At 64.4% G+C, this 20301-nt stretch carries 22 protein-coding genes and 1 tRNA gene; 12 read left to right on the plus strand and 11 right to left on the minus strand.

All coding sequences use genetic code 11. From position 1 onward, the window contains the following. The first annotated feature begins 51 nt into the window (after nt 1-51). The 4 genes from L0V05_RS02500 (at nt 52) to L0V05_RS02515 (ending at nt 3041) form a co-directional block, all read left to right on the plus strand. Nucleotides 52-999, plus strand: a complete 948-nt coding sequence (locus L0V05_RS02500; protein WP_234868169.1) for a DMT family transporter — start codon at nt 52-54, stop codon at nt 997-999. After that, the gene (locus L0V05_RS02505) at nt 1000-1626 is read left to right on the plus strand and encodes an HAD family hydrolase (RefSeq protein WP_234868171.1); all 627 of its coding nucleotides are present in this window, start codon (nt 1000-1002) and stop codon (nt 1624-1626) included. It abuts the gene before it with no gap. Continuing rightward, complete coding sequence (locus tag L0V05_RS02510; protein ID WP_234868173.1) at nt 1623-2537, plus strand: ornithine cyclodeaminase family protein; 915 nt, start codon at nt 1623-1625, stop codon at nt 2535-2537. Before L0V05_RS02505 ends, L0V05_RS02510 begins: the two co-directional genes overlap by 4 nt. A gap of 63 nt (nt 2538-2600) precedes the next feature. Next, nucleotides 2601-3041, plus strand: coding sequence for a cupin domain-containing protein (locus L0V05_RS02515; RefSeq protein ID WP_234868175.1), 441 nt, complete (start codon nt 2601-2603; stop codon nt 3039-3041). 38 nt (nt 3042-3079) lie between these two features. On the opposite strand, the gene L0V05_RS02520 is transcribed toward L0V05_RS02515, so the two are convergent. The 7 genes from L0V05_RS02520 to leuC form a co-directional block, all read right to left on the minus strand. Further along, nucleotides 3080-3156, minus strand: a tRNA-Pro gene (locus tag L0V05_RS02520). Between the two features lie 58 nt (nt 3157-3214). After that, nucleotides 3215-4180, minus strand: a complete 966-nt coding sequence (locus L0V05_RS02525; protein WP_234869178.1) for a DMT family transporter — start codon at nt 4178-4180, stop codon at nt 3215-3217. Nucleotides 4181-4321: 141 nt separating this feature from the next. After that, nucleotides 4322-5431: a 3-isopropylmalate dehydrogenase gene (leuB, locus tag L0V05_RS02530; protein ID WP_234868177.1), complete on the minus strand. Its 1110-nt coding sequence runs from the start codon at nt 5429-5431 to the stop codon at nt 4322-4324. Between the two features lie 63 nt (nt 5432-5494). After that, nucleotides 5495-6454 (minus strand): endonuclease/exonuclease/phosphatase family protein, encoded by a 960-nt coding sequence (locus tag L0V05_RS02535; RefSeq protein ID WP_234869179.1) that lies wholly within the window; start codon nt 6452-6454, stop codon nt 5495-5497. A 62-nt stretch (nt 6455-6516) separates the two neighbouring features. Further along, nucleotides 6517-7350 carry a hypothetical protein gene (locus L0V05_RS02540; protein WP_234868179.1) on the minus strand — a complete coding sequence of 278 codons (834 nt, stop codon included), beginning with the start codon at nt 7348-7350 and terminating at the stop codon, nt 6517-6519. A 255-nt stretch (nt 7351-7605) separates the two neighbouring features. Beyond that, nucleotides 7606-8211 (minus strand): 3-isopropylmalate dehydratase small subunit, encoded by a 606-nt coding sequence (leuD, locus tag L0V05_RS02545; protein ID WP_234868181.1) that lies wholly within the window; start codon nt 8209-8211, stop codon nt 7606-7608. Beyond that, nucleotides 8211-9626 (minus strand): 3-isopropylmalate dehydratase large subunit, encoded by a 1416-nt coding sequence (gene leuC / locus L0V05_RS02550; RefSeq protein ID WP_234868183.1) that lies wholly within the window; start codon nt 9624-9626, stop codon nt 8211-8213. The genes leuD and leuC overlap by 1 nt, the downstream gene beginning before the upstream one ends. A 474-nt stretch (nt 9627-10100) precedes the next feature. Here leuC and rsfS point away from each other — a divergent pair, with 474 nt between their 5' ends. From rsfS to L0V05_RS02585, 7 genes are all read left to right on the plus strand, one after another. Further along, the gene (gene rsfS / locus L0V05_RS02555; protein ID WP_406565955.1) at nt 10101-10421 is read left to right on the plus strand and encodes a ribosome silencing factor; all 321 of its coding nucleotides are present in this window, start codon (nt 10101-10103) and stop codon (nt 10419-10421) included. Then, complete coding sequence (gene rlmH / locus L0V05_RS02560; RefSeq protein ID WP_234868187.1) at nt 10421-10891, plus strand: 23S rRNA (pseudouridine(1915)-N(3))-methyltransferase RlmH; 471 nt, start codon at nt 10421-10423, stop codon at nt 10889-10891. The genes rsfS and rlmH overlap by 1 nt, the downstream gene beginning before the upstream one ends. 63 nt (nt 10892-10954) lie before the next feature. Continuing rightward, nucleotides 10955-12475 (plus strand): 2,3-bisphosphoglycerate-independent phosphoglycerate mutase, encoded by a 1521-nt coding sequence (gpmI, locus tag L0V05_RS02565; protein WP_234868189.1) that lies wholly within the window; start codon nt 10955-10957, stop codon nt 12473-12475. Then, nucleotides 12472-13590 (plus strand): murein hydrolase activator EnvC family protein, encoded by a 1119-nt coding sequence (locus L0V05_RS02570; RefSeq protein ID WP_234868191.1) that lies wholly within the window; start codon nt 12472-12474, stop codon nt 13588-13590. The genes gpmI and L0V05_RS02570 overlap by 4 nt, the downstream gene beginning before the upstream one ends. 19 nt (nt 13591-13609) lie before the next feature. After that, on the plus strand, nt 13610-14977 hold the full coding sequence (locus L0V05_RS02575) for a S41 family peptidase (RefSeq protein ID WP_234868192.1): 1368 nt from the start codon (nt 13610-13612) through the stop codon (nt 14975-14977). 49 nt (nt 14978-15026) lie between these two features. After that, the gene (locus tag L0V05_RS02580; protein WP_234868194.1) at nt 15027-15506 is read left to right on the plus strand and encodes an RNA pyrophosphohydrolase; all 480 of its coding nucleotides are present in this window, start codon (nt 15027-15029) and stop codon (nt 15504-15506) included. 261 nt (nt 15507-15767) lie between these two features. Continuing rightward, nucleotides 15768-16115, plus strand: a complete 348-nt coding sequence (locus tag L0V05_RS02585) for a DUF2794 domain-containing protein (protein WP_234868197.1) — start codon at nt 15768-15770, stop codon at nt 16113-16115. A gap of 2 nt (nt 16116-16117) precedes the next feature. Here L0V05_RS02585 and L0V05_RS02590 read toward each other — a convergent pair whose 3' ends face one another. The 3 genes from L0V05_RS02590 to L0V05_RS02600 form a co-directional block, all read right to left on the minus strand. Beyond that, entirely contained in the window at nt 16118-16933 is an 816-nt protein-coding gene (locus L0V05_RS02590; RefSeq protein WP_234868199.1) for a C40 family peptidase, read from the minus strand. Beyond that, the gene (locus L0V05_RS02595) at nt 16933-18315 is read right to left on the minus strand and encodes a leucyl aminopeptidase family protein (RefSeq protein WP_234868200.1); all 1383 of its coding nucleotides are present in this window, start codon (nt 18313-18315) and stop codon (nt 16933-16935) included. Before L0V05_RS02595 ends, L0V05_RS02590 begins: the two co-directional genes overlap by 1 nt. Before the next feature lie 64 nt (nt 18316-18379). Continuing rightward, nucleotides 18380-18763: a hypothetical protein gene (locus tag L0V05_RS02600; RefSeq protein WP_234868201.1), complete on the minus strand. Its 384-nt coding sequence runs from the start codon at nt 18761-18763 to the stop codon at nt 18380-18382. A gap of 151 nt (nt 18764-18914) precedes the next feature. Between L0V05_RS02600 and L0V05_RS02605 the strand changes: the two genes are divergently transcribed. Next, on the plus strand, nt 18915-19565 hold the full coding sequence (locus L0V05_RS02605) for a carbonic anhydrase (RefSeq protein ID WP_234868203.1): 651 nt from the start codon (nt 18915-18917) through the stop codon (nt 19563-19565). An 8-nt stretch (nt 19566-19573) separates the two neighbouring features. On the opposite strand, the gene bluB is transcribed toward L0V05_RS02605, so the two are convergent. Next, on the minus strand, nt 19574-20278 hold the full coding sequence (gene bluB, locus L0V05_RS02610) for a 5,6-dimethylbenzimidazole synthase (protein ID WP_234868205.1): 705 nt from the start codon (nt 20276-20278) through the stop codon (nt 19574-19576). Between the last annotated feature and the right edge of the window lie 23 nt (nt 20279-20301).

The following is a 20301-nucleotide window of genomic DNA, read 5'->3' on the forward strand; positions in this document are numbered from 1 at the left end:
CCTGTCGCGGGCGGAACAGACGGAACCGTCTGCGTCGGGTCAGATTTGCGAGTGACAACTCAACTGGCCCAGCCCCATCGTCTTGCGCTTGCCGGCATCCTGTCGGCAGTTGGGGGGTCTTTGGTCTTCTCGATCAACGACGTCTCGATCAAGTTCCTGAGCGGCAGTTACGCCCTGCATGAAGTGGTGCTGATCCGGTCGTCGGTTGGGCTCATGATCATGCTTTGCCTCGTCCTGCCGTTCCACGGCGGGCTGCCTGCCCTGCGGACGCAGCGGTTGCCGATGCACCTGATGCGCGCCCTGTTCGTCGTCTGCTCGAACCTGTTCTACTTCCTTGGTCTCGCCGCGATGCCGCTTGCAGACGCGGTGGCGATCTTCTTCATCGCCCCCCTTCTCATAACTGCCCTGTCCGTGCCGCTTCTGGGCGAAAAGGTCGGGATCCGGCGCTGGCTGGCGGTCGGTGTGGGCCTTGTCGGCGTGATCGTGATGATGCGCCCCGGTCAGAGCGGATTTCACTGGGCCGCGCTTCTGCCGGTCCTTTCGGCGCTGTTTTACGCGATGATGCACATGATGACCCGGCGGATGGGGATCAGCGAAAAGGCCGTGACGATGGCCTTCTATGTGCAACTGACATTCATCGTGGTCTGCCTGGGGATGGGGTTCACCGTTGGTGACGGCCACCTTGCCGCGCAGAGCGATCCGTCGCTCGCCTTCCTGTTCCGTGGCTGGACCTGGCCGCATCCGGGCGACTGGCCGATCTTCCTGGCCTCAGGGGCTGCCAGCGCCATCGGCGGCTTCCTGATCGCCCAGGCCTACAGGATCTGCGAGGCGGGGCTGGTCGCGCCCTTCGAATACGCATCGATGCCGCTGGCGATCTTCTGGGGCGCCACCGTCTTCGGCACCTGGCCCGATCTGCACGCCTGGGTCGGTATCGCATTGATCTGCGGCGGCGGCCTGTACATGTTCTGGCGCGAGGCTGTGACCAGGAGCAGAACCTAGATGACGACCCCCGAAGCGGTGATCTTCGACATCGGCAACGTGCTGATCGAATGGAATCCCGAGCGCTACTACGACCACCGGATCGGGCGCGAGGCGCGCGAAAGAATGTTTGCCGAAGTCGATCTGCATGGAATGAACGACAAGGTCGATGCGGGCGGTCTTTTCCGTGAAACGATCTATGAGACTGCCGAGAACCATCCCGACTGGGCCGAGCAGATCCGCTGGTGGCATGATCACTGGATCGATATCGCGTCGCCGACCATCGACCACTCCATTGCGCTTTTGCGGGCGCTGCGGGCACGGGGTATCCCCGTCTTCGCCCTGACGAACTTCGGCATCCACAGCTTCGCCTATGCACAGATGCAGTATGATTTCCTGAACGAATTCGACCGCCCCTATGTTTCGGGTCACATGGGGGTCATCAAGCCGGACCAGCGCATCTACGAGATGGTCGAGGCGGATTGCGGCATCGCGCCCGGCCGTCTCCTGTTCACCGACGACCGGGCCGACAACATCGCCGCGGCGCAGGCGCGCGGCTGGCAGACCCACCGTTTCGAAGGGCCGGAGGGTTGGGCACGCCGGCTGGTCGAGGCTGGACTTCTTTCCGAAAGCGAGGCTGGACTATGACGGTTGAGATCATCGGACCCGAGGCGGAAGCGCATCTGAGCTGGGACGGACTCGTCGAGGCGTTCAAGGAAGGCCACCGGCTGCCCAGAGCGGAAATCGGCGATACGCTGCTTTACCGTGGAAAGGACACTCTTCTGAACCGCGCCGCCTGGATCGACGGGCTCGGGCTTCTGGTCAAGGCAGCGACGATCTTTCCGGGCAATGCCGCACTCTCCAAGCCGAGCGTCAATGGCTCGGTTACCGTCTATGGCGATCGCACGGGCGAGTTGGAGGCGGTGGTCGACTTCCACCTTGTCACCAAGTGGAAGACCGCCGGGGACAGCCTGCTCGCCGCCCGCCAGCTGGCACGGCCAGGCAGCCGCAACATCCTGATCGTCGGCGCCGGCACTGTGGCGCGCTCAATGGTCGGCGCCTATCGCAGCGCTTTCCCTGAGGCGCGCTTCACCTTCTGGAACCGCAGTCGGGCGGGTGCGGAAGCATCAGCGCAGGCAAGCGGTGCCGAAGTCGCGGACGACTTGGCGGTCGCGGTAGGCGCGGCTGACATCATCGCCACCGCCACGATGAGCCACGAGCCGATCATCCGCGGCGAATGGCTGTCGCCCGGCACGCATCTCGACCTGATCGGCGCCTATCGCCCCGACATGCGCGAAGTCGATGACGAGGCCCTGAGCCGCGCCCGGATCTTTGTCGATGCGCGAGCGACGACCATCGCCCATATCGGCGAGATTATGGATCCCATCGCGCGCGGCGTCATCTCGGAGTCAGACGTGATCGCCGACTACTACGATCTGGCGAAAGGAACCTTTACCCGCCGCTCGCCCGACGAGATCACGATCGCCAAGAATGGCGGCGGCGCGCATCTTGATCTGATGACGGCGGCCTACATCCTGAACGCCTGGCGCCGGCGCTGACAGTGATTGCCATGTCTGGTCGCTGCACTTGGGCTCATCAGGCTCAGTAAAGGAGGCAAATCGATGGGCAAGCACTCGAAGCAAACCGTCTGGCTCGCTGCAGGTCTGGCGGGGCTGGCTGGCCTGTCCGGCGGAGTCGCCCTCGGGCGGGCGAGCTACCCGCCGCTCGACGTTCTTCTGACCACCTCCGAAACCGTGATCGGGCAGCCGTTTGCCTATCCAACCGGCACGCCGAAGGTAACTGCGGCCATCGTCACGATGGTCCCCGGGCAAGAGACAGGATGGCATCGGCACAACGTCCCGCTGTTTGCCTGGATGCTGGAGGGGGAACTGACGGTCGATTACGGGCCAAAGGGGACCAAGGTATACCGAAAGGGCGATTCCCTCATCGAAGCCTATCAGTCACCCCATAACGGACGAAACACAGGCAACGACGACGTTCGCCTCATCGCGGTGTTCATGGGAGCGGATGGCATCGAGAATACAACCGGCGAGGCCAACTAGCGCCACCTGCCGTCTGGATTTTCCCGGGATTTATAGATTGGTCGGAGCGAGAGGATTCGAACCTCCGACCCCCTGCTCCCGAAGCAGGTGCGCTACCAGGCTGCGCTACGCTCCGACCGTGGGCGGGGGGTTAAACCGTCCGCAGGGCATTTGCAAGGGGGCTTCTGGCGCGATCAGTCGGCGATATCGCGCGTCGTCACGCGGGCAAGGATAAGGCTGATCCGCGGCATGATCCCGGTCTCGGGCCGTGACTTCGACTCCAGAACCGGTCGCTTGGTCTCGACCTTGCCCCCGCCTTCGCGCAACACGATGTAGATGCCGCTGGCAATGATGATCGCCGCTCCGATGCCGGTGTAGAGGTCGGGGCGCTCGGAGAAGAAGATCGCGCCGTAGATCGCCGCCCAGATGATCTGCGAGTACTGCATCGGCGCCACGACGACCGCCTGCGCCGCGCGGTAGGCGGCGATCACAAGAAGCGATGCAACGAAACTGAAGCTCGCAATGATCGCCAGCATGCCGACATGCTGTATCGGCATCGGGTGATAGACGAAGGGTAATGCAAGGCCGAGCACGACAAAGTTCGCCAGCATCGGGTAGAGGATCAGGACCGCACTTCGTTCGTCCTGGCCTATCTTGCGCACGATGACCGAGGCGACGGATGAGGAAACTGCGGCAGTAAGCGCCGCGAAATGCCCAAGTTGAAGCGACGACTGGCCGGGGCGCAACACGACCATCACACCGCAGAGCCCGACCATCACCGCAAGGCCGCGGCGGATTCCGACGCGCTCGCCCAGAAGTGGGATGGCGAGAACGGTGATCAACAGCGGCGCCGCAAAAAGTATGGCGTAGGTCTGGGCCAGCGGCAGGACCGAGAAGGCGTAGAAGGCCGAAAGCCCGGTGATGACGGTGCAGACGGTGCGGGCCAGCGACCACCAGGGATGCTTCGGTCGCAGATTCCCGTCCCGGCGGTCCCGGATCAGCATCAGCGTGACCAGCGGAAAGGCGAGAAGCGTGCTGAAGAAGATGATCTGCACGGGCGAGTACAGCCCGCCCAGGAACTTCACCACCACATCATGGGTGGAATAGATCGCAAAGGCGAGCAGCGCCATGAGCGCCCCGCGCAGGTTCGAATTCTGGATCGCCATCTGTGGAGTCCCGTCCGAACTCAAATGTCCGACGCCTGACTCGCTTTTCGCGCGGACTGGCGGCAGAGGCAAGATAGACGCGCGTAAAAAATTGCCCGCCGGACGCGAAGTGCCGGCGGGCGGAAGGGCGGGCGATCAGAGACTCGCGTCGAGGGCCGCAAGGATGGCGTCGCCCATGCCCTTGGTCGAAACCGGCGTGCCCGCGGCGGGGCCCATCAGGTCGGCGGTGCGCACACCGTCGGCCAGCACCTTTTCAACCGCCTTCTCGACCCGGGCAGCTTCGTCGCCCATGTCGAAGGAATACCGCAGCGCCATCGCAAAGCTCAGGATACAGGCAATCGGGTTCGCCTTGCCCTGCCCGGCAATGTCGGGGGCAGAGCCGTGCACGGGTTCATACAACGCCTTGGGCCGCCCATTCGCCATAGGGGCCCCGAGGCTGGCCGAGGGCAGCATGCCAAGCGAGCCGGTCAACATCGCCGCGCAGTCTGAAAGGATGTCGCCGAACAGATTATCGGTGACGATCACGTCGAACTGCTTGGGCCAGCGCACCAGCTGCATCGCGCCGTTGTCGGCGTACATGTGGCTCAGTTCGACATCCGGGTATTCGTTGTCGTGGACCCACTGGACCTCTTCGCGCCAGAGGATGCCCGACTCCATGACGTTGGCCTTCTCCATCGAGCAGACCTTGTTGTTGCGTCGGCGGGCCATCTCGAAGGCCGCGCGCGCGACCCGACGGATTTCGTTCGTGGTGTAGCGCTGCGTGTTGATGCCGAAACGGCCGCCCTCGTTGTCGGGGAAGATACCTCTCGGTTCGCCGAAATAGACGCCCGAGGTCAGTTCGCGCACGATGACGATGTCGAGACCGGCAACAACCTCCTTCTTGAGCGACGAGAAGTCGGCCAGCGCATCGAAGCACTGGGCGGGACGAAGGTTGGCGTATAGGTCCATCTCCTTGCGCAGACGCAGAAGGCCGCGCTCTGGCTTCAGGCTGAAGTCGAGCGTGTCGTATTTCGGCCCGCCGACGGCGCCGAGCAGGACAGCATCCACCTCCTGTGCCTTGGCCATGGTCTTGTCGGCCAGCGGAACGCCGTAAGCGTCGTAGGCGCAGCCGCCCACCAGATCCTCACTCACATCGAACTTCACACCACGCTTGTCACCATACCAGGCGATGATGCGCTTCACCTCGGCCATGACTTCGGGGCCGATGCCGTCGCCGGCGAGGATGAGAAGGCTCGGATTGGCCAAGATGAACTCCCTTCGGGGTATCGCTTGATGTTGCGCGAGGCCTAGCCAAACCCTGTCCAAGGGTCAAGGCGCGGCAGGACCCGGCAGATCCAGATCGACCCAAACCAGACGGTGGCGAGAGGCCGCAAAGATGGTCCCCGCCAAGGGGTCGCCCGGCTCCGGCCGGATCACCCCTGCCGCGCGGACGCCAAGCGATGCACTGGGCAGCAGATAGTCCAGCTGCAGCGGACCCGGTCCCCCCGTCGCCCGGAAATCGGCGGTCTCGGTTCCGGGCGGCAGGGGCGATTGCAACCGGGGATCGGCGAGCAAGGCGGCCAGCGCCGCCGGACGTCCCTCGCCCTTCGCCGGGTCCAGCTCGGCATCCCCGAGGATGACGAAGGGCTCCGGTGGAGAAGGCCAAGGCAGTTCGCCATCCAGAAGCCGCAGCCAGAAAGCCGTTTCGTCATGGTTGCGCCGGCCATTGCGATCCTCCGGTCCATCGAAGACCGGCGGCGTCGCGTTCCAGGCGAGGAGATGCAGCACGCGTTGGTCGGGCAGCGTCACGGCGATGTCCCAGTGCCCGGTGCTGGGCAGTCGCTGCACCGCCGCCACCTCGGCGCTCCAGCCGGGGGGAAGATCAGCCTGCGGCAGGTCCTTCCATGGCAAGGCCGAGAAGTCGCGCGAAGCCTCGTCATCGACCGGCAGGCGCGACAGCACCGCCATCCCGCCAGCGCCGGCGAAGTCGCCGTAACCCTGGGCATCGCGCGGCCCGCCCTTTCGCCCATCGCCGTCAAGGTCCAGTCCCGTCGCCAGACCGGAATTCGGACACCAGGCGAAGCGGTAGGGATAGACGGCCCCCGCGCGTCGCAGCTGTTCCGCAAGGGCTGACAGCGTGCGCAGCTCCGTGTCGTAGTCGATGCCCTGAAGCACCAGCACATCGGCATTGGCGCGGGCGATGACAGCGGTCACGGCGCCAACTTGCGGATCATCACCGGACAGGATCGACTGGTAGAGAAGCCCCGGCCCCTCGCGTGTCAGTTCCACGTCATAGGTTGCGATGCGCAAGGCATCGGCCGAAGCAGGCGAAGCCAGCAGGAAAGCGGCGATCAGGCCGGCACAGCCTGCCCTTGCGCAAGGCTGTTCTGGCGGCGCTTTTCGCGGATCATGTCGGCAATCCGGCCCATCGCGATACCGCGCATGAACAGGCTCGCCGGAAGAAAGGCCCATGCCGCCACCGTCCAGATCAAGGTCTGTGGCGAGGTGAACGTCACCGGCTCGAACCCGCTCGACCCGGCCTTCACCACCGCCGGGATCAGGAATGGCAGCAGAAACCCTAACGCAATGTTAATGCGCGCGTCGCGATCGAGGCGGTCGACTACGTCACCGCCCGCTGTCGGGTCGAAGGTCGGCAGGTTGACCCAGACGTTGAACGCGCCGGACCGCGAGGGCCAGTTGTAGAACTTGAGAAGCACCACGAAGATCGACAGCGACATCAGCGAGGTCAGGTAACTCAGGCCGGTCGCAATGCGGACAAAGCCGGTATCGCCATCGGGTGTGCCGTCGTTGATCATCAGCGTTGCAAGTCGCACCGGGCTGAAGGGGAAGTCCATCGCGGTGCCGATCAGGCCACCCACGGCGCGGACGAAGACGGTCAGCGTCGTCGGATGGGACTCGCCGCGCGCGATGATCGTCAGCAGGAAGATCGTCACGAACAGCATCAGGAAGCGCACGCGGTTGAAGGGCGGCGCGTCGCGGAACTCGATCAGGCCGGGATAGGCGGCATTGTACTCGATGAAGGTCAGGAAGCCGGCGAACAGCGCGACAAGCGCCACCATCTCCTTGCCGTCCGAGGCAGCGCCCGGCAGGAGGATGGACGGCGTGGCCACGAGGACCATCACCAAAATGGCACGAACGATCGCGCCGGTCAGCCGCGACACCACTGCTCTTCTGCCCTCATCACGGACGGCGCCGGTACTTTGCCGGGGCCTTATCCCAAAGATGCCCCCCAGTTTGTGGCGGGCTGCCATAATCTTGCCCAATTCTTGCCTTCTTTCCCCAGGTCCAGCAATGACTTGTTAATAAGGTCCGGGAAATGTGGCGCTTTCGCGGAGAATGTGTCGCGACTTTGCATCAAATGGGCGATCAAAAAAGGGCCGCCCACAGGGCGGCCCTACATCTTGCGGTTGAGGCGCGGGTCAGACCCAAGGCCGAACTGTGGCAGCGGTCTTTTCGTAGGCGTCGATCGACGCCGCCTTTTCCAGGGTGAGCCCGATATCGTCTAGTCCGTTCAGCAGGCAGTGCTTCCGGAAAGGATCGACGTCGAAATGGAAGCTCTGTCCGTCCGAGCTGGTGACGGTCTGCGCCTCGAGGTCGACCGTGATCCGGGCATTGGCCCCTTTCTTCGCGTCTTCCATCAGGACTGCGACCTGATCCTGCGGCAAGACGATCGGCAGGATGCCGTTCTTGAAGCAGTTGTTGAAGAAGATGTCGGCGAAGCTGGTCGAGATCACGCAGCGGATGCCGAAATCGAGCAGCGCCCAGGGGGCATGCTCGCGCGACGATCCGCAGCCGAAGTTGTCGCCCGCCACAAGGATTTCCGCCTTGCGGTAGGCTGGCTGGTTCAGGACGAAATCCGGGATCTCGGCCCCGTCCTGCGTGTAGCGCATCTCGTCGAACAGGTTCTTGCCAAGCCCCGAGCGCTGAATGGTCTTCAGGAACTGCTTGGGGATGATCATGTCGGTGTCGATATTGACCAGCGGCATGGGCGCCGCGATGCCGGTCAGGGTGGTGAATTTGTCCATCACACGGTCTCCGCCATGAATTCGCGCACATCGGTCAGGTGGCCGGTCACCGCCGCCGCCGCCGCCATCGCGGGCGACAACAGGTGCGTGCGGCCGCCACGGCCCTGACGCCCTTCGAAGTTGCGGTTCGAGGTGGCGGCACAGCGCTCGCCGGGGCTCAGCTGATCGGGGTTCATGGCCAGGCACATCGAGCAGCCCGCCAGTCGCCATTCAAAGCCCGCGTCGATGAAGATCTGCGCCAGACCTTCCTCTTCCGCCTGCGCCCGGACAAGGCCCGAGCCCGGCACGACCATCGCGCGCATGCCGTCCTTGATTTTCTTGCCCTTCAGGATCGCTGCGGCTGCCCGCAGGTCCTCGATCCGGCCGTTGGTGCAGGAGCCGATGAAGACCGTGTCGATCTTGATGTCGGTCAGCTTCTGGCCCGGCTTCAGGCCCATGTAGTCGAGCGACCGGCGCGCAGCCTCGACCTTGCCGCCGGTGAAGCTTTCCGGGTCGGGCACGACACCGGTGATCGGCAGGACGTCCTCGGGGCTGGTCCCCCAGGTCACGACCGGCGCGATATCCTCGCCTCGGATCGTCACCACCTTGTCGAAATGCGCGCCCTCGTCCGAGTAGAGCGTCTTCCACCAGGCGAGTGCCGCTTCCCACTTCGCGCCCTTCGGCGCATGCGGACGGCCCATCACATAGGCGAAGGTCTTCTCGTCGGGGGCGATGAGGCCGGCGCGCGCACCGCCTTCGATCGCCATGTTGCAGACGGTCATGCGGCCTTCCATCGACAGCTCGCGGATCGCCTGACCGCAATATTCGATGACATAGCCGGTGCCGCCCGCCGTGCCGGTTTCCCCGATCACGGACAGCGTGATGTCCTTGGCCGTGACGCCGGGGCGGAGCGACCCGGTGATCTCGACCTTCATGTTCTTCGATTTCTTCTGGATCAGCGTCTGAGTGGCCAGCACGTGCTCGACCTCGGACGTGCCGATGCCATGCGCGAGCGCGCCGAATGCGCCGTGTGTCGCGGTGTGCGAGTCGCCGCAGACCACTGTCATGCCCGGCAGCGTCCAGCCCTGTTCCGGACCGACGATGTGGACGATGCCCTGACGGATGTCAGACACAGGGTAGTAGTTGATGCCGAAATCCTTGGCGTTCTTGTCGAGCGCCTCGACCTGGATGCGGCTTTCCTCGTTGTCGATGTGCTTGTCACGGCCGGGGGTCGTCGGCACGTTGTGGTCAGGTACCGCGATGGTCTTTTCCGGCGCACGCACCTTTCGGCCGGTCATCCGCAGCCCTTCAAAGGCCTGCGGGCTGGTCACTTCGTGCACCAGATGGCGGTCGATATAGAGCAGGCAGGTGCCGTCCTCGGCTTCGTGGACGACATGCGCGTCCCAGATCTTGTCGTACAGCGTTTTCGGAGACATCGGTCTTCCTCTGAGAATTCGGGCGTTTGGCTGGAATTAGGGCGCGGTCATACCGTCGCCGCGTCGCGGCCGACCGTCAGAGTCGGGCGAGGATCGAAACGGTCGCGCCGTAGAACCGCCAGGGCAGCCGGGCGCGGTCATCCATGTCGAAAAAGCGGATCATGGCGGCTAGATAGGCCCGAATCTGTCCCGAAGCAAGCGCGCCGCGGAGCGATCGGTGGACAGTGCCCGTAAATCGCTATATGGCCTGCCCCCTTGCTTTTGCCCCCCCGCGCGTTGAGATTCGGGATGGGCGATGCTATCTATGATCCATGCCCTGCGCCGGGGCCTTTGCGGCGCGCAACCCGGGAGGACGATGTCCTGTCTCATTCTGACCCATCGGCCGGGGTTTCGGCCGAACCGCGGGCGGGCGTCATGACCGCCCCGATCCAGGCCAAGACCGCTGATCCGTCCAGCGAAACGCTGTTGGCCGCAATCCTTGCCTCGCTGGATGACGACAAGGCCGAAGAGGTCGTGACGATTGATCTGCGCGGCCGCTCCGACATGGCCGATTACATGGTCATCTGCTCGGGTCGGTCCTCGCGCCAGGTCGCCGCGATCTCGGAAAAGCTGGTCGATCGCCTCAAGCAGGATCACGGACGCCCGTCCAAGATCGAGGGCAAGGAAACCGGCGACTGGGTGCTGATCGACACGGGCGACGTGATCGTCCATGTCTTCCGCCCGGAAGTGCGCGAGTTCTACCAGCTCGAGAAGATGTGGATGCCCGCCAGCAGCCGGGCGCCAAAGAGCGTCTGATGCGGCTTGTCGTCTGCACCGTAGGCCGGCTGCGCGCCGGACCGGAGCGCATGCTTGTCGATGACTACGTGACCCGGTTCAACCGGACCGCCCGACCGCTTGGCCTCGGACCGCTTACTGAACATGAGGTCGAGGACCGTAAGGGCGGCGGCATGGCAGCGGAGGCCGAACTGTTGTCGCGGGCGCTTCCCGCCAATGCGGTGATCGTCGCCCTGGATGAACGCGGCCAGACACTGACCTCACCCGAATTCGCCCAACGCCTCACCGCCTTCCGCGACGAAGGTCGGCAGGATTTGGCCTTCCTTATCGGCGGCGCAGACGGGATCGCTCCCGCCCTGCGCGACAGGGCAGATCTCATGATCTCGTTCGGGCGGATGGTCTGGCCGCACATGCTGGTGCGGGTAATGCTGTCCGAGCAGATCTACCGCGCCGCGACGATCCTGTCGGGCAGCCCCTATCACCGTGCCTGAGGCCGTTGCCGAGGATCGCAACCGCGCGTAGAACCGTTGCGACCCCTGCGAAAGGCCCTCCCCATGCCCGCACCGAAACCCGTTGTCCTGTGCATCCTCGATGGCTGGGGGCTCCGAGAAGACAAGACGGCGAACGCTCCCGCCCTTGCGGACGTGCCGAATTTCAACCGCCTCTGGGCGACCTGTCCTCACGCGACGCTGGTCACCCACGGCCCGGATGTCGGTCTGCCCTCGGGCCAGATGGGAAACTCGGAGGTCGGCCACACCAATATTGGCGCAGGCCGGATCGTGGCGATGGACCTTGGAGCGATTGACCTTGCGATCGAGCAGGGCACCTTCTTCCGCAACCCTGCGCTCCTGGATTTTATCGCCCGGCTCAAGGCAAGTGGCGGTACGGCACATGTGCTGGGTGTTGTCTCGGATGGCGGGGTGCACGGCCATATCCTGCACCTCCTCGCGGCACTTCGGGCGCTGACAGGCGCGGGCATTCCTGTTGTCGTCCATGCGATCGCCGACGGACGCGATGTGCCGCCCTCTTCCGCTGCGGGCTACATGGCACAGCTGATTGACGGCCTGCCGGATGGCGCCCGGATCGGCACGGTCACGGGTCGCTACTGGGCGATGGACCGCGACAACCGGTGGGAGCGGGTCGAGCGCGCCTATGATGCCGTTGTCCGCGCCAAGGGCGAGACGGCGCCTGATGCCCCGACCGCCATCGCCCAGTCATATGCCAAGGACGTGACGGACGAATTCATCGCCCCTACCGTGCTGTCGGGCTATTCGGGCGCCAGGGATGGGGATGGCATATTCTGTCTGAACTTTCGCGCCGACCGCGCGAGGGAAATCCTCGCCTCCCTCGGCGGGCCGGGCTTCAGCGGCTTCGATGTGGCGGGGCGGCCAAACTGGGCGGTCATGCTCGGGATGGTAGACTACTCGATCGAACACAACGCCTATATGACCACCGCATATCCAAAGCAGGACATCCGAAACACCATCGGCGAATGGGTCGCATCGCATGGCAAGACCCAGTTCCGGTTGGCCGAGACCGAGAAATACCCGCATGTCACCTTCTTCCTGAATGGGGGAAAAGAAGCGCCTTGGATCGGCGAGGACCGTTTCATGCCGAAATCGCCGAAGGTCGCGACCTATGACCTGCAGCCCGAGATGTCTGCGCCGGAAGTGGCCGACCATTTCGTCGCCGCAATCGAGAAGGGCTATGACCTGATCGTGGTCAACTTCGCCAACCCGGACATGGTTGGCCATACAGGCAGCCTGCCTGCCGCGATCAAGGCCTGCGAAGCCGTCGATCACGGTCTTGGCCGGGCGCTGAAGGCGCTGGAAAAGGCCGGGGGGGCGATGATCGTAACGGCCGACCACGGCAACTGCGAGACGATGGTCGATCCGGTAACGGGCCAACCTCACACCTCCCATACCACCAATCCGGTCCCGGTGATCCTGGTCGGCGGTCCGCCCGGCGTTTCGCTGCGCAAGGGCCGGCTGGCGGATCTTGCCCCGACACTCCTCGAGCTTATGGGCCTGCCCAAGCCAACCGAGATGACCGGCGAGAGCCTCATCACCAGATGATCCGCATCGCCGCCTTTGCCTTAGCGCTTCTACTGCCCGGCCTCGCGGCGGCGCATACGGATGCCGCCGCACAGGCGAAACAGGCGGCAGCGGACCTCCAGGCGGCGATCGGCGCAATGGACAACGCGACTGGCGGCAAGGATCGGGTCGCGGCGCTCTCGCGCACGATCCGTGCCTACGAGGAAGGGCTTGATGCCCTGCGCGAAGGGCTGCGCCAGGTGACGATCCGCACCTCGGCGCTCGAGATGCAGTTCGAGGCAAAGCGCGACAGCGTTGCGCAGCTTGTTGGGGTTCTCGCCAGCATGCCCACCGATCCGGGACCGCTGCTTTTGCTTCATCCGGACGGCCCCCTTGGCATGGCCCGGTCGGGAATGATGCTGACCGAGGTTACACCCGCACTTCAGGCCGAAGCCGACCGGTTGCGCGCTGAGCTTCAGGAACTGCGCGACCTTCAGGCGGTTCAGGCATCGGCGGCAGAGACCTTGTCCGACGGTCTGCGCGCGGCGCAGGAGGCACGGACTGCGTTGAGCCAGGCGATCTCGAACCGGACCGACCTGCCCAAGCGGTTCATCGATGACCCCGAGGCCCTGCGTCTGCTGCTGGAGAACGCGGATACGCTCGATGCCTTAGCGGCGGGGATGGCTCTGGATGACCCTGACGCTGGAGTGGCCTTCGACACGATGAGGGGCGCCCTGCCCTTGCCTGTGACCGGCACGATCGTCCGCCGCCCTGGCGAAGCCGACGCACGCGGCGTCCGCCGCCCAGGCCTCTTGATCGCGACTCGCCCCCGCGCGCTGGTCACAGCCCCCTGGCCCGCTACAATCCGCTATCGTGGCCCGCTCCTCGACTACGGGAATGTGATGATACTTGAACCCGGCAACGGCTATCTGCTGATACTCGCAGGGCTGGAGACGGTCTATGGTGACGTCGGCGATGTCGTCCCCGAGGGCGAAGCCCTCGGCCTGATGGGCGGCCCGGAGGCGACGGCGGGGGAGTTTCTGGTTTCGAATGCAGAAGGCGGTGGCGCCGGCGGATCAGAGACGCTTTACTTGGAACTGAGAAAAGGCGCGGATCCGGTCGACCCGACCGAGTGGTTCGCAGGAACAACGGAATAGACGGATAGGACGAGACCCGATGAGGAAATTCGTAATGGCCGCCCTTGGCGGTACGGTGGCCGGCATTGTTGTGACGACCCAGTTGGCCGGACCGCTGATCGCGCAGGAAACCGACAAGTCGGCCTCGGTCTATGAACAGCTCGACCTGTTTGGCGACATCTTCGAACGGATTCGTGCCCAGTACGTCGAACAACCGGATTCGCAGAAACTTATCGAAGCGGCCATCAATGGCATGCTCACCTCGCTAGACCCGCATTCAAGCTATATGCCGCCCGACCAGTTCAGCGACATGCAGGTTCAGACGCATGGCGAATTCGGCGGCCTCGGCATCGAGGTGACCGAGGAGAACGGTTTCATCAAGGTCGTCTCGCCGATGGATGGGACTCCGGCCGCCGAGGCTGGCATCCAGTCGGGCGATTTCATCACGAAGGTCGATGGCGAAAGCCTGTCGGGCATTCTGCTGGATGAAGCCGTTGACAAGATGCGCGGTCCGGTCGGCTCGCAGATCACCCTGACCATCGTGCGCGAAGGTGTCGCCGATCCGTTCGATGTGACCTTGACCCGCGACACCATCAAACTGACCGCCGTGAAGGCGCGCGTCGTCGGTGACGCAGTCGTGCTGCGCGTGACCACCTTCAACGACCAGACCTACCCCAACCTCGAAGAGGGCTTGAAGAAGTCGATCGAGGAACTCGGCGGAATCGACAAGGTCAGCGGCGTCGTGCTTGATCTTCGCAACAATCCGGGGGGCCTGCTGACGCAGGCCATCAAGGTTTCGGATGCCTTCCTTGACCAGGGCGAAATCGTCTCGACCCGCGGCCGCAACCCACAGGATGCCGAACGCTTCAACGCGACACCCGGCGATCTGATCGAGGGCAAGCCGATCGTGGTTCTCATCAACGGCGGCTCGGCCTCGGCTTCGGAAATCGTGGCAGGTGCGCTCAAGGACCAGCACCGTGCCGTCGTCGTCGGGACCAAGAGCTTCGGCAAGGGTTCGGTACAGACACTCGTGCCGCTGCGGGGCGAAGGCGCGATGCGCCTGACCACCGCGCGCTATTACACGCCCTCGGGCCGCTCGATCCAGGCGCTTGGCGTGTCGCCCGACATCGTCGTGAAGCAGCCGCTCAAGCCGGCAGACGCTGATGCGGCAGCCAAGCCCGAGGAAGAACAGGACATCCGGTCGGAAGCCGATCTGCGCGGCGTCCTGTCGAACGACTCGATGACCGAGGAAGAGAAGAAGACCTACCAGGAAGAGCAGAAGCGCGCCGAAGAGGCCGCAAAGCTGCGCGACGAGGACTACCAGCTCGCCTATGCGGTCGACATCCTGAAGGGACTTGAGGTTATCGTGCCGGCGCCGGCGGCCACCACCGAAGCTGCAAAACAGTAATAATCTGGGGGCGGATCGGACCGCCCCCTTTTCCATCTCCGGCTGACGAATGATCGATCCCGCCACCCTTCCTTACCGGCCCTGCGTCGGCGTCGTTCTGGTGAACCAGGCGGGTCTGGTCTTTGCCGGCCAGCGGCTCGACAGCCCCTCGGCCGCCTGGCAGATGCCGCAGGGCGGGATCGACGCGGATGAAAAGCCCCGCAAGGCCGCACTCCGTGAGCTTTGGGAAGAAACCGGGGTTACCGAAGACCTGGTGGAATTCGTGGCCAAGACCCATCACTGGGTGACCTATGACCTGCCGCCGGAATTGTTGGGCAAGGTCTGGGGCGGCAAGTATCGCGGCCAGCGGCAAAAGTGGTTCCTGTTCCGCTATGTAGGCACGGACGACCAGATCCGCATTGCGACAGACCATCCCGAGTTTTCGGCTTGGCGGTGGATCGACGTGGACGAGCTGGTCGAGGGAATCGTACCTTTCAAGCGCTCGGTCTACGAAGAGGTGGTGAAGGCCTTCCGCGCCTATCTCGCCTGATCCAGCCCAAATGCCGATCTCGGAAATGAAAGATGGCTCCTGCGGGACCGCAGGAGCCATCCGTTTCAGCGAGTCACCCGGCGACGCGGTCTGGGTGGGGGCTAAACATTCCGCGCCGCCGGGCTTCGTCTCACTCGCTACATGATCTTTATCACCCCGCTTTGCGGCGGCCGTTCGAAGCTGCAGGGGATTTTCAGGGGTCATTCCAAGGCGCAAATCAGGCGGCTTGATTTGAATTATGGCGGACGTCATCATCGTGTCATGACGGTCCAGCCACCGACCCCCTTTCCGCTCGCGGCCAGACTGGCTGACGATGTGAGTTTCGACCGAAAGGAACTCGGCACCATCCTGTCGCTATACGGGCAGATGGTCGCTGCAGGTGAATGGCGGGACTATGGGATCTCCTGCCTGCGAGAGGTCGCTGTCTTCTCGGTCTTCCGCCGGACCGCCGAGTATCCGCTTTACCGCATCGAGAAGCGCCCCCGCCTGCGCAACCGGCAGGGGCTTTACGCGGTCATCGGAATGGACGGGCAGGTGCTGCGCCGGGGCCATGACCTGGCGCAGGTGCTCCGGGTCCTCGAGCGCAAGCTGATCCGCCCGATCGACTGAACTCAGGGCCGGCGGCGGGCGATGACTGGTTTGCCGGTCCCGGCGATCCGGTCAATGGCGGCATGTATCGGTTCTTCGATCACCGACATGACATGACCTGTTGCATGAATGATGGTGTCGGGAGATGCGACCATCGCCACATGCCCGCGCCAGAACAGGAGGTCGCCCGCAGCCAGCGTTTCGCCATCACCGATCGGCTGGCCGGTGCTTTCCTGCAGGTCGCTGTCACCGGGACAAGCCTTGCCGCAGGCAAGCAGCGCTCCCTGCACCAAGCCCGAGCAATCGATCCCGGCCCGGCTGTTGCCGCCCCACAGATAGGGCGTGCCAAGGAAAAGCTTCGCGACTCCGACTGGGTCGGCCATAGGCTGATCCACCGGCCTCAGATGAAGCCGGGGAATGAACCCCTCGGGCGTCTGGGCGAAGGCGCCGCTCTCACCGATCACAGTGACCCGGGCGCCAAAGGGCAGCGCAAATCGCTCGCGCGCCTGCACCCTCGGCTCGGGATAGAGATGGCTGGAAGGGGCGCTGACCGCATGGCTGGCCGCTCGCGACGCGGCAAGGGCATCCTCCGGCAGCCATCCGCAGTAGCCGTCCTTGGCCATCTGCACGAAGGCCCAGCCTTCCCGCCGCTCGACCACCGTCAGCGCATCGCCGAACAGAACCTGTCGTTCGCGGTTTCCCGCCATGGTGGCGCATAGGTCGACCAGCGCGGCAGCCACGCGCGCGGCCTCGCCAGCCACGAAGATGCGATCCGACACCACCCCGCGCAGGCTCTCGAGGGCAACGCGATCGGTTGCTGGCGTCAGCCGCGTGTCCATCACAGCCCCAGTGCCTCGGGCAGCGCGTGAAGCACCGCCCGCGCCCCCTGACCAACGCCGCCCTTGGGGCGACCCGGCGCATCGGCCGGCTGATGCGCGTAGAGGTCGAAATGCAGATACCGCGGCGTCTCGACGAAGCGGCGCAGGAAGAGTGCCGCAGTAACGGACCCGGCAAAGCTACCGGGCGGACAATTGTCGAGATCGGCGATTCCCGGTTCAATCAGCGGTTCGTAAGGCGTCCAGAAGGGTAGGCGCCAGACCGGATCGCGCACAGCGCTTCCTGCCCGCTGAAGACTCGCCGCCAGCGCCTCGTCATCGGTATAGAAGGGCGCGAGATCAGGCCCGACCGCAACACGCGCCGATCCGGTCAGCGTCGCCATCGAGATGAGAAGGTCGGTGTCTTCCTCGGAGGCAAGCGCCAAAGCATCCGCCAGGATCAGCCGGCCCTCGGCATCGGTGTCATTGACTTCTACTGTCAGGCCTTTGCGCGAGGTCAGGATATCGCGCGGACGCAGCGCGCGACCCGAAATCGCGTTCTCGACCGCCGGAACAATCACCCGAAGCCGGACAGGCAGGCCTATAGTCATGATCATCTGGGCAAGACCCAGGACGGTCGCCGCACCGCCCATGTCCTTTTTCATCAGATGCATTCCCGAGGTCGGCTTGATGTTAAGCCCCCCCGTGTCGAAGCACACACCTTTGCCGACCAGCGTCAGACGTGGCCCTTCCGCGCCCCATCGCATGTCGAGCAGCCGCGGCGCCCGATCGGACGCGCGACCGACCGCATGGATCATCGGGAAACTCGCCCTGAGAAGATCCTCACCCACGATGGCGTGAACTTCTGCCCCATGCCGATCAGCAAGAGAACGGAACGCCGCCTCAAGCTCCTGCGGCCCCATATCGGCGGCGGGCGTATTCACCAGATCACGCGTCAGGAACTCGCCGGCCGCGATCATTTCAAGCCGGGCTGCGTCTGCCCCCTCGGGCGCCTTGAGCAGGGCACGGTTCGCAGGGACGGGATGGTAGCGATCGAACCGGTACTGGGCGAACAGGGCCGCGAGCGCGGCCTCGTCCCGTTCCTCCGCATCCAGATTGGCCACCAGGTGCCAGGCCCCTTCCGGCAGCGCGGCAAAGGCCCGCGCCAGATGGAACCGCCCGCGGGCGCGGGCCAATGCCGAGCCGTAACCGAAGACCGCGCCGACGACCGAGCCGTCCGCTCCCGGAAGGAGCTGCACCTCGCCAAGCGCCGCGCTGAAGCCAGTTTCCTTCAGCCAGACAGCAACCTCGGGCGCCTGACCGGCCAGCCAGTCAGGCAGGCTGTCCTGCGGAACGACGTGAAGCGGGCGCGAGGGCTCATGGGCGGCAGCGAAGCGAGGAGGCATTACAGGGCTCGAACTGGGGCAGGTCAGCGCCAGCCTAGCGCCTCGCCCACCAGCCGCAAGGGCGCTACAGCGTCTGGCCGCGCATATCCTTGTCGGTCGCCAGGGAACGTTCCGCCACACGCAGAAGCCGGGTCCAGACAGCGGCAAAGGCCGTAGGGTCGCCGGCAGAGGCACAGGACCGCAGGTCGGTGCAGGTGGCGCCAAGACTCATCATTCCCAGATGCTCGGACATTCGCTGCAACCGGCGCAATTGGCGGTCCATGTCGGAGAAGTCATGATGGCGGACCAGTTCGGCCAGTGTGGCAAGGGTCAACGCCACTTCGCCCAAGGCGCGGCTCACCACCTGCTCGGCCCCGTTCGGGCCGAGGTTCCGGTAGATCGCCGCAATCGGCGCGGCGTCCAGACGCACGCGCTCAACCGGTCGCAGGACCGTGACATTGCCCGACATTTCAGTATCACCCTTCTCTGCGCCCCCACGCATACCCGGGATCATCCTGGGTGCCCCCGCCTGAAGAAAAGGTTGCCGGCCGAGACAGAAACCGCTCGAAATTTCTGCAATTGCAGCCTACCAAGGCCAACAGACCGGAAGGATGCACGCCATGGACATTGCCAAACCGCTGCCCACCTATCTGATCCAGCGCTTCCACGGTTGGCGCGCAACCACCTATCAGGAAAACAAGGCATGGTATCGTCGGCTGGCGGAAGCGGGTCAGATGCCGCGGGCGATGGTTATCTCCTGCTGTGACAGCCGGGTCCATGTCACGTCGATCTTCGGCGCCGACGAAGGCGAGTTCTTCATCCATCGCAACGTCGCGAACCTTGTTCCGCTCTTCAATCCCGACGGTCAGAACCACGGCACCTCAGCTGCCGTGGAATACGCTGTTACGGCGCTCAAGGTCGCTCATCTGGTCGTGCTGGGCCATTCCAACTGTGGCGGCGTCAAGGGATGCCATGACATGTGCGCAGGCCTTGCGCCGCAGCTGGAAGAGAAATCAAGCTTTGTCGGGCGCTGGATGGATATCCTGCGACCCGGCTACCTGCGGACCGAAGGGATCGAGCCGGTCGCCAGCCGGATCACCGCACTTGAAAAGCAGGCGGTGCTCATCAGCCTTGAGAACCTCATGACCTTCCCCTTCGTCCGCGAGGCGGTCGAGGATGAACGCCTGACACTGCACGGCCTTTGGACCAACACCGGCGAAGGCGGCCTCGAACAGTACGATCCAGCGCTTGGCGGGTTCGTCTCCGTCTGAACCGCGACTTAGCCCGCAGGTTCATCCTGAGTGTTCGCCTTCCTGCCCCATTTATCGTCGAATACGAGATCTTCGAGGTTCAGCCGCTGCCGCCAGCCGCGGACCTGCAACTCGGGTTCGGAGTGCAGTTCCGCGACCCGGCCGAGGCAAAGATAGGCCACTGGGACAACCCCTTCAGGCAGTCCGAGAATTCCGCGGATGTCCGCCTCGTGGAAGATGCTGACCCAGCCGACGCCAATCCCTTCCGCCCGGGCTGCGAGCCAAAGATTCTGCACGGCGCAGACCGAGGAATAGAGGTCCATGTCGCGGTTATGCGTCCGACCCAACACCACCTCGCCGCCGCGTGACCGGTCGCAGGTGATGCACAGATTGATAGGGGCCTCCACGATGCCCTCGAGCTTGAGGGCCGAATAGAGCGCCCTGCGCTCGTCGGGAAACATCGCGGCAGCTTCGTCATTGGCGCGAGCGAATGCGGCGCGGACCCCTGCCTTGACCCGGGCGCTGCGGATAACGATGAAGTTCCAGGGCTGCATGAAGCCTACCGAGGGCGCATGGTGCGCGGCGAGCAGCAGGCGGGCCAGAACTTCTTCGGCGATCGGATCAGGCAGGAACTGGCTGCGCACGTCGCGGCGGGTATGGATGGCGCGGTAGACCGCGGCGCGTTCGACGTCAGAGAACGCCCCGGCCGGGGCAAGCGTTTCGGGTTGCGGCATGACATATCCCCTGTCCGGCAACA

The organism is Alitabrizicola rongguiensis, from assembly GCF_021491355.1.
In the GTDB taxonomy this organism is placed as follows: domain Bacteria; phylum Pseudomonadota; class Alphaproteobacteria; order Rhodobacterales; family Rhodobacteraceae; genus Aliitabrizicola; species Aliitabrizicola rongguiensis.

What these genes read in the sequence shown, in the direction of transcription:
- L0V05_RS02505 (WP_234868171.1), top strand. Translation starts at nt 1,000, where the DNA reads ATGACGACCCCCGAAGCGGTGATCTTCGACATCGGCAACGTGCTGATC.
- L0V05_RS02510 (WP_234868173.1), top strand. Translation starts at nt 1,623, where the DNA reads ATGACGGTTGAGATCATCGGACCCGAGGCGGAAGCGCATCTGAGCTGG.
- L0V05_RS02515 (WP_234868175.1), top strand. Translation starts at nt 2,601, where the DNA reads ATGGGCAAGCACTCGAAGCAAACCGTCTGGCTCGCTGCAGGTCTGGCG.
- leuD (WP_234868181.1), bottom strand. Translation starts at nt 8,211, where the DNA reads ATGGACAAATTCACCACCCTGACCGGCATCGCGGCGCCCATGCCGCTG.
- leuC (WP_234868183.1), bottom strand. Translation starts at nt 9,626, where the DNA reads ATGTCTCCGAAAACGCTGTACGACAAGATCTGGGACGCGCATGTCGTC.
- rlmH (WP_234868187.1), top strand. Translation starts at nt 10,421, where the DNA reads ATGCGGCTTGTCGTCTGCACCGTAGGCCGGCTGCGCGCCGGACCGGAG.
- gpmI (WP_234868189.1), top strand. Translation starts at nt 10,955, where the DNA reads ATGCCCGCACCGAAACCCGTTGTCCTGTGCATCCTCGATGGCTGGGGG.
- L0V05_RS02570 (WP_234868191.1), top strand. Translation starts at nt 12,472, where the DNA reads ATGATCCGCATCGCCGCCTTTGCCTTAGCGCTTCTACTGCCCGGCCTC.
- L0V05_RS02575 (WP_234868192.1), top strand. Translation starts at nt 13,610, where the DNA reads ATGAGGAAATTCGTAATGGCCGCCCTTGGCGGTACGGTGGCCGGCATT.
- L0V05_RS02580 (WP_234868194.1), top strand. Translation starts at nt 15,027, where the DNA reads ATGATCGATCCCGCCACCCTTCCTTACCGGCCCTGCGTCGGCGTCGTT.
- L0V05_RS02585 (WP_234868197.1), top strand. Translation starts at nt 15,768, where the DNA reads ATGACGGTCCAGCCACCGACCCCCTTTCCGCTCGCGGCCAGACTGGCT.
- L0V05_RS02590 (WP_234868199.1), bottom strand. Translation starts at nt 16,933, where the DNA reads ATGGACACGCGGCTGACGCCAGCAACCGATCGCGTTGCCCTCGAGAGC.
- L0V05_RS02595 (WP_234868200.1), bottom strand. Translation starts at nt 18,315, where the DNA reads ATGCCTCCTCGCTTCGCTGCCGCCCATGAGCCCTCGCGCCCGCTTCAC.
- L0V05_RS02600 (WP_234868201.1), bottom strand. Translation starts at nt 18,763, where the DNA reads ATGTCGGGCAATGTCACGGTCCTGCGACCGGTTGAGCGCGTGCGTCTG.
- L0V05_RS02605 (WP_234868203.1), top strand. Translation starts at nt 18,915, where the DNA reads ATGGACATTGCCAAACCGCTGCCCACCTATCTGATCCAGCGCTTCCAC.
- bluB (WP_234868205.1), bottom strand. Translation starts at nt 20,278, where the DNA reads ATGCCGCAACCCGAAACGCTTGCCCCGGCCGGGGCGTTCTCTGACGTC.